This window comes from Massilia sp. UMI-21 (genome assembly GCA_015277795.1).
Lineage (GTDB): Bacteria > Pseudomonadota > Gammaproteobacteria > Burkholderiales > Burkholderiaceae_D > Telluria.
The window spans coordinates 2,043,125-2,057,338 of sequence record CP063848.1 but is presented as its reverse complement, the minus strand read 5'-3'; the positions used below and the strand labels follow the sequence as shown (position 1 = coordinate 2,057,338).

Sequence of the window (14,214 nt, the reverse complement as noted above, 5' to 3'; positions counted from 1 at the left end):
CCAAAACGTGTTTAACCATGGGCACAGGCTAACGTTTTTTGCGGCATCGCGTCGCCGCGCACGGATGCGTCGCGCGCTCAGAAGGCGCGGCGCATGCCCAGGTTGATCGCGCCGCCGCCGCCATAGCCGGCGCCGGGGTTCCGGGCGCCGCTCTGCTGCCTGATGTGCGAGTAGGCGGCATAGAAATCGAGCTTGCGCGAGACCGCATAGGTGGCGCCGATCGCGACCTGGCGCGCGTCGCGGTTGGCCGGGTCGCGGTCGTTCTTGCGGATATAGGAAGCCAGCAGCGTGGTCGCATGGCCGAGCGGCACCGCCACCCCGGCCAGCACGTCGCGGCTGTCGGTGGACGGGACGCTGGCGATGCCGGCGCCGTACGGATTGTCCGGATTGAACAGCGGCGAACTGCCCCAGCCGCGGTTGGCGCTGTAGGCCGCATAGGCGGTGCCCCAGCCAAAGCGCATGTTGGCGGCGATGATGGAATTCTTCGCCGCCATGCTGATATCGACCGGATTGATACGGGTAACCTTGGCCACGTTGCGGTTCTGGTGCGCGGCGCGGATGTTGATCGGGCCGGCCTTGAACCCGACCGTCATGCCCCAGGCGCGGCCCGAGGGCGAACCGTCGATGTCGCCCTTGCCCCAGGACGATCCGGCGGTAAAGCCGTCGAAGCCGCCGGCATAGACCACGCTGTCGCCGCTGCGGCGGACGTCGGCAGCGCCGCTGCCGCTGCCGGCCAGGCCGCCGTGGAACGGATCGCCGACCTCGTTCAGCGCGCGCGCGTCGAGGTTGTACTGGCGTCCGACGGTGAGCGACTGCGCTGCGCCGCTGCGGCGCTGCTCCGCTTCGTGCGCGGTTTCCAGCGTGAAAATCGCCGGCGCGTCGCCGATATGCCCGACGCCGGCGCCGTCCTGCGCGGACCCGCCCTTGGCTCCGGTTTCCCTGGCTTCCTTGACTACCTCGGCGGTGCCTGTGCTCCCGTCGGGAACAGCCGCGTTCTCGGCCGAGGCGCAAGCCGCGCTCGCTCCGAGCACGGCACATGCGACGATTGACATCTTCATGGCGTCATTTCCTCTTTGAAGCCATCATTCCCTTCTTTGGCAAACTGATCTGTTTAACACTTCACATAAAACAGTAGCGCGAAGTCAAACGCCAAAAAAAGCGGCAGTGCGGCCGTCTGAGCCGAACTTTCCTGCCTGCCCCAAGTTCTACACCGTAGAATGACTGGACACAAGAGACTTTTACAAAATACGAGGGGTCCCCCATGTCATCTGTTGTCCGTACGCTGCCCGTTCTTGCTCTGGCGCTCTGTGCCGCCTTCACCTCCCCGCCGGCGCCGGCCCAGCCGCCGGCCGCGGCCCCGATGGCCCATCCGGCCTGGTCGCGCAGCGCCAACATCTACGAGGTGAATATCCGGCAGTACACGAAGGAAGGCACCTTCGATGCCTTCGCCCGGCACCTGCCGCGGCTGCGCAAGATGGGCGTGGACATCCTGTGGCTGATGCCGGTGCAGCCGATCGGCGTGAAGAACCGCAAGGGCACGCTCGGCAGCTATTACGCGGTGCGCGACTACACGGCCGTAAACCCGGAATTCGGCACGATGGACGACTTCCGGCGCCTGGTGAAGCAGGCGCAGGGACTCGGGATGCGGGTGATCATCGACTGGGTCGCCAACCACACCGCCTTCGACAACCCCTGGACGGTGCAGCACAAGGACTGGTACCTGAAGGATGCCAAGGGCGAGATCTTCCCGGTCACCTATACCGAGGGCGCGGAGCCGGAATACTGGACCGACGTGACGGGGCTGGACTGGAAGCAGCCGGGCCTGTGGAAGGGCATGCAGGAAGCGATGGCCTTCTGGGTGCGCGAGACCGGCATCGACGGTTTCCGCTGCGACGTGGCGGCCAAGGTGCCGACCGCGTTCTGGGAACAGGCGCGTGCCGAGCTGGAGCGGATCAAGCCGGTGTTCATGCTCGCCGAAGCCTGGCAGCCTGAGCTGCACCAGCGCGCGTTCGACATGACGTATGGCTGGGATACGCTGGGCGTGTTCAAGGACATCGCCAAGGGCCAGGCCGATGCCCGGGCGCTGCGGGCGCTGTTCGCGCAGCCGCCGGTGGCCTATCCCGCGCACGCCTACCGGATGCGCTTCACCAGCAACCACGACGAGAATTCCTGGCATGGCAGCGACCAGGAGCACTACGGCCCCGCGTTCCAGGCCATGGCGGTGCTGGCTGCAACCCTGCCGGGCATGCCCCTGATCTACGGCGGACAGGAGGCGGGACTGGACAAGCGGCTGGCATTCTTCGAGAAGGATCCGATCGCGTGGAAGGCCTCGCCCAACGAGGCGCTGTACACCTGGCTGCTGAAGCTCAAGCACGACAACCCGGCGCTGTGGAACGGCCAGTATGGCGGAGCGATGCGGGTACTGGAAACGGGCAACGACAAGGTGTTCGCGTTCCGGCGCGAGCGCGAAGGAAACGCCGTGCAAGTGGTCGTGAACCTGAGCGGGGTGGCGCAGCAATACGTGCTGCCCGGGGCCGCGGACAAGCAGTCGCTGGGGGCGTGGGCGTACCGGGTGTCGACGCCGGGCAGCTAGGGCCTGGCGCCGCTTGCCGCCCTACCTGCGCAAGCCCGCGAACGCGGCCGGTTCCCACTCCCGCAGCGCCAGCAGCAAGCCGGTACCGCGCCGTTGCGGCAGCGGGGCCGCCAGGCTGTCTTCGTGGAGCTGGGCGAAGCGCGATCTGAGCTGGCGCAGCTCGCCCTGCAGCTTGGCGTGTGCGCTCTCGGTGAGCATGCCGTGCACGAAGTCGAGGGTATCGCCCGGCTGGCCGAAGGCGCTGTCGATAAACTCGGGCATGCCCTGCTCGCGGAAGTACTGGCGGATCGGCCCGCCCGGCAGCCAGTCGAAATCGCGCGCCACGTTCAGGCGGATGCGGTTGCCGGGCAATAGCGTGATCAAGGCAAGCTTGTCGAGGCGCAGCAACTGCTGCACGCACTCGGCTTCGCTCAGGCGGTAGGCCTGCAGCATCTGGGCCATGGTCCAGTGGTTCAGCGCGCACACCGCCACCAGCAGCAGGCGCGCATCGGACACCAGCTCGCGCTCCTGCGCCGGGCTCAGGGTGCGCAGGCGCTGGCTGCCCTGCCCCGCTTCCTGCGCCAGCTCGGCCAGCGTGAAACCCAGCAATCCGCAGATCTCGACCAGGCGGTCGAGCGTGAACTGCTCGGTGGCGAACAGGCGCTTGACGCTCGGTTCGGACAGGCCCAGGGCCTCGGCGACGTCGCGGTAGGTCTTGCCCTGTTGCTTGAGCTCGCGCTTGAGGGTGGCGATGAGTTGGGTGATCTGGGACATGCGAAGCAGCTCGGCCGGGAGGCTAACAGTGCGGCGATGGTAGCAGCCGCCCGCCCCCGAGGGCAAGCGCTTCGCCTCAGAGCGAGGCTGCGATCGCCACGCCGTTCTTGCCGGTGCGCTTGACCGCGTACATGGCGTGGTCGGCGCGCGCCAGCCAGGCGTCGACGTCGGGCGGGTCGTCCGGGCGGTGCAGCGCGATGCCGATGCTGGCGCCCACCTCTACCGCGGCGCCCTGCAGCATGAACGGTTCCCTGAGGCGATCGAGCAGCTTGCGCGCGGTCTCCTCGGCATGCGCGGCATCGCTGAGCATCTCCAGCACGACCACGAACTCGTCGCCGGCCAGGCGGGCCACCATATCGGTCTTGCGCACGCCCAGCGCCAGGCGCTCGCCGTACTGGCGCAGCAGCTCGTCGCCTTCGTCGTGACCGTAGGTGTCATTGACCGCCTTGAAGCCGTCCATGTCGAGGAACAGCAGCGCGGCCGGACGCCCGACGCGGCGCGCGCGGCTGGCCGCCTCGGGCAGGGTCTCGAGCAGCGCGCGGCGGTTCGGCAGGCCGGTGAGCACGTCGCGCAGCAGCATCGCCTGCAGTTCGGCGGTGCGCTCGGCAACGGTCACCTCGAGGCGCTCGTTGAGGGCCAGCAGCGCCGCGCGGTGCGCGGCCTCGCTGTTCACCAGTTCGCGCATCGTGCTCGACAGGACCTGGGTCTCGAGGAAGCCGTCGATCTGCGGGATCGGCGGCGCGTCCCTGCCGGCCCGGGTCGCGTCGGTCACGCGCTCGATCGCTTCGCGCAACGCCGCCATCGGCCGCGTCAAGTGGCGCGCCATCATGGCGGCGACGCCGGCCAGCGCCAGGGCCAGCAGGGCACTCCAGCCGAGCATGCGCCGCTTCAGGTCCACCGTGCCCGCCAGGGCCCGCTGTTCGGTCTGGCGCACCAGCACGCTCCAGCGCAGCGAGGCGGGGTCGAGCACGTCACCGGTCCGGCTGTAGCCGGTGAGGTAGGCGCGGCCATCGGGCCAGACTTCGCGCAACGATCCGGTCATGCCTTTCTGCGCCAGGCGCAGGCTGGTGGTGTCGACCCTGGTCTCGATCATCGACTGCGGACCGAGCAGGACGGTGCCGTCGTCGCGGATCACGAAGATCTCCGCGCCGTATTCGCGCAGCGCCGGCGTGAGCAGCTTGCGCGCATGGCGCCGCGCCCACTCCCAGCTCATGTGCATGCCGAGCACGCCCACCAGCTTGCCCTCGGCATCGACGATGGGCCCGGATGTGTCGACGAAGCGCCATGGATCGGCCCTGCGCGGCAGGACCTTCTCCAGCAGTTGGGCCGGGTGGTAGTCGCTGGCGTGGGCGCCGCGCATGCCGGCGCTGAACCAGGGACGCTTGCTGACGTTCGCGCCTTCGAGCATGCGCCCGGTGGAGGCAGTGACTCTGCCGTCGAGGTCGGCGATGCCGATCCAGGCGTAGTCAGGGAAGGTGCGCTGCAGGCTTTCCAGCACCGCGCGGCTGTCGCCGGCGTTCTTCGCATAGCGCACTTGCGGCAACTCGGCCAGCAACCGGGTATCGTCGGTGGCCTGCTCGACCACGCGGTTCAGCGTATCGCGCATCTGCCACGACAGCTGCTGCAGGCGCAACTGGGCTTCTTCACGTGCCTGGCGTACGGCAAAGTGGTTGACGAGTACCAGTTGCAGCGCGACCGTCAGCGCGACCGTGGCACAAACAGCCACCGTCATGACGCTGGAGAGACGCATTTTTGCAAGGAAGCCGCTCATGACAACATCATAGCGATGCAAGTGGAATAAACACACATTGTAACGAAGTTCCCGCGAAGAAACATAACCGCGTCCGCTTCATTTGTGGCAGACAGCACTGTTTTTGACGGAACTACAACAAATGGGATGGCACAGGCGAGATAGTGATCGGCCTGGAACGTGGCCAGCATTGCGTTGTCATGCTGGCCAGCGAGGTCCGCGCCGTACGGATCCATCGCGCACCGGCGCGGCGCGCCGGTGCGCGGGACGGACATGCGGTGGCGCCCGAAGCGCGGCCGGTACCGGCCGTGAGCGCGCGCTGAAGGCTCGGCGGCGGGTCAGTTACCGAAATAGCGGCCCGGGCGATGCCAGGCCATGACCATGCTGCTCATCGCGATCGCGCTGAGCGAGGACCAGCCCACCAGTTGCGGGGCCACCAGCGACAGCGCGGCCAGCAAGATGACGCCGTCGATCGCGACCTGGGTGCGGCCGGCATTGATGCCGTAGCGCTTCTGCAGCCACAGGGTGACGATACCCGTGCCGCCCACACCGGCGCCATGGCGCGCCAGGGCCAGGATGCCCATCCCGCAGAAGGTGCCGCCGCCCAGGGCCGCGACCATCGGATGGACGTGCCCAATCACCAGGCCGTTCGGCACCAGTTTGAGCAGCGCCATGATCATGACGCTGCCGAGCAGGGACTTGACGGTGAAGCGTGCACCCATGAACAGGTAGCCGAACAGGAAGAACGGCAGGTTGATGAGCATGAACAGCATGCCGACCGAATAGCCCGACACATAGGACACCAGCAGCGCGATGCCGGCCACCCCGCCCGTGATCAGGCCGGCGGCCTGGAGCAGCAGCACGCCCATGACGACGAACAGGATGCCCACGGTAATGCCGTAGACGTCGTCGAAAACGGTATGCGGCTTGGCCGACACCGGGCGGCTCGCCATCGCAGGCTGGGGCTGCGCTTGCGGTTGCAAGGCGCCCTGCATCATCGTGCCACCTCGCTACCGGCCGCACACGTGGCACGTTCGTCATCTCGGTAGGAAGTCGAGCCGGACAGGAGATGATGCGTCATTTTCCTCACAATGCATGAACGAAATCGGGGGGCGTCAGCGCTGCGCGATGCCGGCACTTGCGATGCCAACATCCGCGAACATGGAAGGTACTACTGGGTACAGGCCCGCATTATTACCGATGTTGCACCGCAATGAAAGTTCGCGTTCCGCATGTCTGCCATTCGCGAAACGCATAACTTCCTGGAGTTGCAATAGAATCACGCATGACGCCGGCTGGCCGCCCGCCTGCCTGCCTGATCGCCGGTCGTCAAGCCTGCAGCTTGCAGATGCCGGTCAGGAGTTCAGCCGTCGTCGTGTAGGCGTCGCCCGAGGTCTCTCTTGCGCGCACCAGGCACGCCGCCTTGGATGGCAGGCCGGTGTCCGGGAAGCGCAGCCCCAGGACGTCGCCGGGCCGCCTTGTGAGGCGGGCAATGCCGTCGAGCTGGGAACCGGACGCGTTCGCTACCAGGACTGCACCGGGCTTGCCTGTTTCGTCCAGCCATCGGAAGAACGTTTCCCTGGTCTTCGCATCGATGGACATGACTTCGATGATGAGATCACAGTCCTTCAGGTGATGGAATCTCTCGGTGGCGGCAAACAGCGCCAGGCGCCGGTAACGCTGATTTGCAGTCAGCGCGCCGCCCGTGAGCGCGTCCGTGTAACTTGCGCGCAGCAGCGCGCGCCCCTGGTCGAGCGCCTCCCGCCTGTCGAACACCGTGACCGGCATGTCGGCATCGAGTAATGCCCGGGCGAGGCCGATCCCCATGCCGTTCGCGCCCATGATGCCGACGCGGCCCACCGGGCGTACGGTATCGTTGGCTGGCTGTTCAGAGAAGCCCGCGGTCGCGGGTAAGGCCCGCGCATGCGGGTCTGTGTGAATCTGGCATCGGACGAAAGCGCCGACGGAAGCGCGGACCGAAGCGCGGCTGCCCGCTGCGTCATCGCTCACCGGGGCAGTCGCGCCACTGCTTGCGGGGCTGGTATGTGCATTATTCATGTTTGTCCCAGAGCTTGCGAATAGACCGGGGACGCCGCAAGCCGGCGTCCCCCCTTTCCTGCAGCCGGTCAGAACTGGTTCATCGTGTTGTGCTTGCCGCCGGCCTTGAGCGCCGCTTCACCGCTGAAGTAGTCCTTGTGGTCGTCGCCGATATCCGAACCCGACATGTTCTGGTGCTTGACGCAGGCGATTCCCTGGCGGATCTCCTGGCGCTGCACACCCGCCACATAGCCCAGCATGCCCTGCTCGCCGAAATACTCTTTCGCCAGATTGTCGGTCGACAGTGCCGCGGTATGGTAGGTCGGCAGCGTGATCAGGTGATGGAAGATGCCGGCTTCACGCGCCGAGTCGGCCTGGAAGGTGCGGATCTTCTCGTCGGCGATGCGCGCCAGCTCGGTATCGTCGTATTCGACGCTCATCAGCATGTTGCGTTCGTAGGCGCTGACATCCTTGCCCTCGGCTTTCATGCTGTCGAACACTTGCTGACGGAAATTCAGGGTCCAGTTGAACGAGGGGCTGTTGTTGTACACCAGCTTGGCGTTGGGAATGACTTTACGGATCTCGTTCACCATGCCGCCGATCTGGCCGATATGGGGTTTTTCGGTTTCGATCCACAACAGGTCGGCGCCGTTCTGCAGCGAAGTGATGCAGTCCAGCACGCAACGCGCTTCGCCCGTGCCCTCGCGGAACTGGAACAAATTGCTCGGCAGGCGCTTCGGGCGCAACAGTTTTCCGTCGCGATTCAGAAGCACGTCACCGTTCTTCAGGGACTCGACAGATACTTCTTCCGCGTCCAGGAAAGCGTTGTACTGGTCGCCGAGGTCGCCCGGTTCGCGGGTGAAGGCGATCTGCTTGGTCAGACCGGCGCCCAGCGAGTCGGTACGCGCAACGATCACGCCGTCGTCCACCCCCAGCTCGAGGAAGGCATAGCGCACCGCGCGGATCTTGGCCAGGAAGTCCTCGTGCGGGACGGTGACCTTGCCGTCCTGGTGGCCGCACTGCTTCTCGTCGGAGACCTGGTTCTCGAGCTGGATGCAGCAGGCGCCCGTTTCGATCATCTGCTTGGCCAGCAGGTAGGTGGCCTCGGCGTTACCAAAACCGGCGTCGATGTCGGCGATGATGGGCACCACGTGCGTCACGAAGTTGTCGATCTTGTGCTGGATGGCTTCCCTGGCGGCGCCGGAGGCGTCGTCGAGCTGGCGGAACAGGCCGCCCAGTTCACGCGCGTCGGCCTGGCGCAGGAAGGTGTACAGCTCCTTGATCAGGGCCGGCACCGCGGTCTTCTCGTGCATCGACTGGTCCGGCAGCGGGCCGAATTCGGAGCGCAGGGCGGCGATCATCCAACCCGACAGGTACAGGTAGCGGCGATCGGTGCTGTTGAAATGCTTCTTGATCGAGATCAGCTTTTGCTGCCCGATGAAACCATGCCAGCACCCCAGCGACTGGGTATACATGGACGGATCGGCATCGTAGGCAGCCATATCCTTGCGCATGATGCCGGCGGTGTAGCGTGCAATATCCAGGCCGGTCTTGAACCGGTTCTGGGCGCGCATGCGCGCGGCCGATTCCGGATTGATGGAATTCCAGGCACTGCCATGCATCGCCTTGAGACTGGAAATGGATTCAACATCGGTGTGGAACTGGGACATCGATAACTCCTGTTTTATGGGGGAAGGCTGTGCTAGTCAGGCGCGCCATGGGCGCAGCAAGACTTGGTGCTATTTATATTACGCACCTTTGCTGCGCGCGCGATTCAAACAGCCCCAGGAGCGCATCTAAATTAAATCTTTTTATTTCAATGGCTTACATACCAAATTTCACATGACGAAAAAACATCCTGGAGACTGGAATAATGGTTTGCTGCTTTGCAGCGCGAATTTTCGCATTGTGAAATTCTATTTATGTTGATGAAAAGGGCAGCTTTTACCTACTTGGCACGCCAGACACGCGTCGATCGCACTACACACCGTCAAGTTGTATTAGTGTCCAGCTCCGTGAGCACGTAAAATCCAGCTCTTTGGGCTTCCGGACGTCGACCATGTCACCTGATATCTTTAGCTTCCTGAACGGCGGCGGTAACACCGCGGAACTGATTCGCGCCTTTTCCTGGAACCGAACCGCCCTGGGTCCGATCGACGCCTGGCCGGGCGTGCTGAAGACGACCGTCGGCGCGGTGCTGCGCTCACCGGTGCCCATGGTCACCATGTGGGGCGAAGATGGCTTCATGATCTACAACGACGGCTACGCCGGCGTCGCAGGTGGACGCCATCCCCGGCTGCTGGGATCGAAGGTGCGCGACGGATGGCCCGAGGTTGCCGACTTTAACGACAATGTGATGAAACGCGTCATGCGTGGCGAATCACTGAGCTATGTCGACCAGGAGCTGACGCTGCATCGCAGCGGCGCCCCGGAACAGGTCTGGATGAACCTCGACTATTCTCCGATCGTCGACGAGAACGGCAACATCGTCGGCGTGCTGGCCCTCGTCATCGAAACCAGCGTCAAGGTGAAAACCGAGTCGGCGCTGCGCGAGAGCGAGGCAAAATTCCGCACCTTCGCACAGGCGATGCCCCACCATGTGTGGACGGCGCCGGCCGACGGCCGGCTCGACTGGTTCAACCAGCGCGTGTATGCGTATTCCGGCGCCCGCGAAGGCGAGCTGGATGGCGAGGCCTGGGCCAGCATCATCCATCCGGACGACATCCCGAGCGTCGTCGCGCGCTGGTCGGCGGCGATTGCGGGCGGCGTGGAATACGAAGCGGAATTCCGCATCCGGCGTCATGACGGCGCCTACCGCTGGCACCTGGTGCGGGGCGTGCCCATGCACAACGAGCGTGGCGAGGTGGTCCGCTGGATCGGCAGCAACACCGATATCGAAGACCAGAAAGCGACGGCCCAGGCGCTCGTCAGCCTGAACGCCACACTCGAGGAGCAAATCTCGGTACGCACGGCCGAGCGCGACCGCATCTGGCGCCTGTCGAAAGACATCATGCTCGTCGCCGACTTCAATGCGACGCTGACCTCGGTCAACCCGGCGTTCACCTCGACCCTGGGCTGGCGCGAGCAGGATGTGGTCGGAAAATCCTTCCTCGACTTCGTGCATCCCGACGATGTGCAGCCCACCATCGAACGCGTCAGCTCCCTCAGCAGCGGCGCGCACGTTTTCCGTTTCGAGAATCGCTACCGCCGGATGGACGGCAGCTATTGCACCCTGTCCTGGACTGCGGTGCCCGACACGCATTTCATCCACGCCATCGGCCGGGACATCACCGCGGAACTGCAACAGGCCGATGCCATGCGACAGACCGAAGCCGCGCTGCAACAGGCGCAGAAAATGGAAACGATCGGCAAGCTGACCGGCGGTGTCGCGCACGATTTCAATAATCTCCTGCAGGTTATCTCCGGTAACCTGCAACTGATGGAGGCCGACGTGCATGCCATGCCGGCCGTTCGCCGCAGGGTGGAAAACGCGCTGGCCAGCGTCGAGCGGGGCGCCAAACTGGCCAGCTCGCTGCTGTCCTTCGCGCGCAAGCAGCCGCTCGAACCAAAGGTGATCAAGGTCGGCCGCCTGATCACCGGCATCGAAGACATGCTGCGCCGCAGCCTGGGTGAGGAGGTCGAGATGGAAACGGTGGTCTCCGGCGGCCTGTGGAGCACCTCGGTCGACATCGCCCAGCTCGAAAACGCCATCCTCAACCTGGCCATCAATGCACGCGATGCGATGGATGGCCGCGGCAAGCTGACCATCGAAGTGAACAATGCCCTGCTCGACGCCGCCTACTGCGCCACCCACCCCGACGTGGCGCCGGGTCAGTACGTGGCCGTGGCCGTCACCGATACCGGCACCGGAATGACGCCCGAGGTCATGCGCCAGGCCTTCGAACCGTTCTTCTCGACGAAGGCCGAGGGCAAGGGGACGGGCCTTGGGCTATCGATGGTCTATGGCCTGGTCAAGCAGTCCGGCGGACACATCAAGATCTACAGCGAGATCGGCGAAGGCACCACCATCAAGCTCTACCTGCCGCGTTCGCGCAATGCCGAAGACAGCTACGTGCCCCTCGAGACCCATCCGGTGGTGGGCGGCAGCGAAACGGTGCTGGTTGCCGAAGACGACGAAGCGGTGCGCGCGACGGCCGTCGACATCCTGACGACGCTCGGCTACCGCGTGCTCAAGGCCAACGATGCCAGCGCCGCCCTCACCGTCATCGACAGCGGCGTCCACATCGACCTGCTGTTCACCGACGTCGTGATGCCGGGCCCCTTGCGCAGTCCCGAACTTGCGCGCAAGGCGAAAGAGCGTCTGCCGGCGCTTGCCGTGCTGTTCACCTCCGGCTACACCGAAAATGCGATCGTGCATGGCGGCCGGCTCGATCGCGGCGTGGAACTGATCGGCAAGCCCTATACCAAGGAGAGCCTGGCCAGGAAGATCCGGCATGTGCTCGCCAACGAGAAGCAGCGGCAGCTCGCCGTGCCGACCGCGCCGCCGGGCGAGGGCAGGCGCGAGGCGCCGTCGTCCACGGCGCCGGCCATGCGGGTGATGCTGGTGGAAGACGACGCCGACATTCGCAACAACACGCGCGACATGGCCGAGTTCCTGGGCTACGAGGTCGTCGCCATCGGCAGCGCCGAAGAAGGCCTGGACCAGCTCACGCCCGATATCCAGGTGCTGATCGCGGACCAGCAACTGCCGGGCATCCAGGGCGACGACCTGGTCCAGCTGGCGAAGGCGCGCTTCCCGCATCTGCGGGTGCTGCTGGCAAGCGGTCTGGGCAGCGCTAGCACGTTGTCAGGCGTGGAACTCCTGCCGAAGCCGTATTCCCTGGAGATGTTGCGGACCGCGCTGCAGGGTGGGACCGTGACGGGTTAAGGTCGGCTGGTCCCGTTTGGCGACCGCGGACGTCAAACGGGCGGGCGCAGGGCACGCCCCACTGCTGTCGGCGCGGCGGTGGATCAGCCCAGCCCGGCAAGATTTGCCGACAATCGGGGGAGAGCAAGGGAGTCGATACTCCCCTCTCCCGCTTACTCCGGGCTGTCGCAATTCTTTACAGGATTTTTTCCTGGCCTGGACCTGCCTGTTTTTTCCAGCGTAGATTCAAGGGCTTACTTCTCGACGATCCTCCAGGTATAAATCTTGCGTGGAAGAACCTATAACACGAGGGGAAGTCATGAAAATCGTATCAATTATCCTCAGCGCTATTTTGCTGACATTGTCGAACTTTGCACATGCCGGCGTCTGGTACAAATGGCACGCAACAAATCATGTCGCTCCGTTCGGGATCTCCCTGCTGCTCGAGTTTGACGCGGCAGCCGTGAAAGCCGGTTCGTTTCAGATGCAAATCGACGAGATCGATCTGGAACAGGCCTACCCGCAATCAGGCCTGCTGCGCCTGATGTACAACCCCGGGACTGAACCAGGCGCGGGAATCCACTGGGATTTTCGGACGGGTATCCGCGCCCCGGGACCCACGATTCTGAACATGAATGTCGACTTCGGCCCTGGGAACCTGCTTACCGGGCACATCTATGCCCACAATTTCGATAGCCAGTTCGGCATGACGACGGGCCTCGGAAACGGTCCCCACTTCACCATCTACGAAGCCGAAAGCGATGCCGGGATGAACGGCTGCGGGTGGGTCACGCCAGATGCCGCTCCATGCAGCGGCGCTACGGGGCTGATCCGGCAGATTCCAGAACCCGGCTCACTTCCACTGCTCGCGCTCGGATTGACGGGATTGTTGGCGGCACGTCGGAAAATCGTCGGGCGGTGAAGATTGCAGTGTCAGCGAACCCTTCCTGCAGGCGCACCATGGCTTTGCTCCGGACGATTTCCGGCGCCGCCTCCTGGGCCGGTCCTATCTCGGTACCGCCACAGTCACTGCCGCTGCGCGAGTTGTGCGCCTTGACGCCGTGGCACATCTCGCACTGCCCGGCCTTCCATTGACCAGGCGCCCCCTGACGGTCTTCGCGTACGCGCCGTCAGTGGCGTCGATATCCCATTCGTGCTTGGTCTTGAGCCACTACCTGTGAAGCCCCTTAGTGCACCGTGGCAGTCTGCACGCGTTCCAGCACGGCGAGGTTGTGATTGTCCGCATCGAACACCTTGCTTGGGACGGCGTTCGCACATCTTGCAGGCACCATCGCTCATTTATGCATTTAGCATGAAATTTATCGACGATCTTGATATGAGGAAACATTCCCCCAGATTGACTTTATCGAACTCAACAAGGACCCTGCGAAGCGATGGATGACGCAACATGCACCGAAGATGGCCATAACTATAACGCCATCGAATTCTCCCGCCTTTCCCCCTCAGACCTGGAGCGTAAACGCCGGCAGCTCATCTGCACGGAGTGCCACAACCCAGCATTTTTCCGTAAAGAATCGCGCGATGGCCGCGGTGCTTGCTTCGGCGCACGCCCGCATATCGACGGCTGCTCTCGTGCTGTTGAGGATCGCGACCTCCGCTTGCCGGGAATGGGGGACGGACAAGACGAACTCATCAATTTCAATAACCGCATTATCGTAGACTTGGATTTTGGTGCGGCTGAGCCGCCGACCCATTTCGACCCGGTTCCTGGGGCACCACTTCGGCCGCGCGCAGGTGCATACGTTGGCGGCGACGGTCCTCGTGTGGCGAACATGCACCGCCGCCTCCGGCCATTGCTCCGCCTGCTGGTTGAGTCGCCCAATTTCCGACATTCGGATGTAGTGATTGCTCTAGAGAATCGGTCGGAAATGTCGGCCTGCGACTTTTTCGTCAATTTCGGCGACGTTGATGCCGGCTACGCTGGCTCGTTGAGGGGCTATTGGGGTCAGCTGACCGATGCCAGGGAGGGGGCCAACGGCGTTCTATGGTTGAACACGGGTGGACAAGGCGACATGAGCATCGGCCTTCCTCCAGAGCTTCGTGCTGATCTTATGGGCCGCTTCGATTTAGAAATCAAGGAGGAATTTGCTGGCGCATACATCCTTGTAATTGGCGAAATGCGTGTCTCTCAGCACGGTAAGATGGTGTGCATTATTGACGACCTAGCCATGGTCACAATCCGTTAACCATGCG

10 protein-coding genes are annotated in these 14,214 nt (G+C 64.1%); 4 read left to right on the top strand and 6 right to left on the bottom strand.

The window, feature by feature from the left end; genetic code table 11:
- Nucleotides 1-77: 77 nt before the first annotated feature.
- Entirely contained in the window at nucleotides 78-1,058 is a 981-nt protein-coding gene (locus IM543_09105) for a porin (GenBank protein ID QOY95967.1), read from the bottom strand.
- A gap of 203 nt (nucleotides 1,059-1,261) precedes the next feature.
- Here IM543_09105 and IM543_09100 point away from each other — a divergent pair, with 203 nt between their 5' ends.
- Complete coding sequence (locus IM543_09100) at nucleotides 1,262-2,593, top strand: alpha-amylase (GenBank protein ID QOY95966.1); 1,332 nt, start codon at nucleotides 1,262-1,264, stop codon at nucleotides 2,591-2,593.
- A gap of 21 nt (nucleotides 2,594-2,614) precedes the next feature.
- Here IM543_09100 and IM543_09095 read toward each other — a convergent pair whose 3' ends face one another.
- The 5 genes from IM543_09095 to IM543_09075 form a co-directional block, all read right to left on the bottom strand.
- Nucleotides 2,615-3,346, bottom strand: coding sequence for a helix-turn-helix transcriptional regulator (locus IM543_09095; protein ID QOY95965.1), 732 nt, complete (start codon nucleotides 3,344-3,346; stop codon nucleotides 2,615-2,617).
- Nucleotides 3,347-3,422: 76 nt separating this feature from the next.
- Nucleotides 3,423-5,117 carry a GGDEF domain-containing protein gene (locus IM543_09090; GenBank protein ID QOY95964.1) on the bottom strand — a complete coding sequence of 565 codons (1,695 nt, stop codon included), beginning with the start codon at nucleotides 5,115-5,117 and terminating at the stop codon, nucleotides 3,423-3,425.
- 317 nt (nucleotides 5,118-5,434) lie between these two features.
- On the bottom strand, nucleotides 5,435-6,094 hold the full coding sequence (locus tag IM543_09085) for a YitT family protein (protein QOY95963.1): 660 nt from the start codon (nucleotides 6,092-6,094) through the stop codon (nucleotides 5,435-5,437).
- A 331-nt stretch (nucleotides 6,095-6,425) separates the two neighbouring features.
- Complete coding sequence (locus tag IM543_09080) at nucleotides 6,426-7,154, bottom strand: hypothetical protein (GenBank protein QOY95962.1); 729 nt, start codon at nucleotides 7,152-7,154, stop codon at nucleotides 6,426-6,428.
- Between the two features lie 68 nt (nucleotides 7,155-7,222).
- Nucleotides 7,223-8,803, bottom strand: coding sequence for an isocitrate lyase (locus IM543_09075; GenBank protein ID QOY95961.1), 1,581 nt, complete (start codon nucleotides 8,801-8,803; stop codon nucleotides 7,223-7,225).
- A 389-nt stretch (nucleotides 8,804-9,192) separates the two neighbouring features.
- Here IM543_09075 and IM543_09070 point away from each other — a divergent pair, with 389 nt between their 5' ends.
- The 3 genes from IM543_09070 (at nucleotide 9,193) to IM543_09060 (ending at nucleotide 14,207) form a co-directional block, all read left to right on the top strand.
- The gene (locus IM543_09070) at nucleotides 9,193-12,021 is read left to right on the top strand and encodes a PAS domain S-box protein (protein QOY95960.1); all 2,829 of its coding nucleotides are present in this window, start codon (nucleotides 9,193-9,195) and stop codon (nucleotides 12,019-12,021) included.
- A gap of 298 nt (nucleotides 12,022-12,319) precedes the next feature.
- Entirely contained in the window at nucleotides 12,320-12,922 is a 603-nt protein-coding gene (locus IM543_09065; GenBank protein ID QOY95959.1) for a PEP-CTERM sorting domain-containing protein, read from the top strand.
- Between the two features lie 472 nt (nucleotides 12,923-13,394).
- On the top strand, nucleotides 13,395-14,207 hold the full coding sequence (locus IM543_09060) for a hypothetical protein (GenBank protein QOY95958.1): 813 nt from the start codon (nucleotides 13,395-13,397) through the stop codon (nucleotides 14,205-14,207).
- Nucleotides 14,208-14,214: the final 7 nt, after the last annotated feature.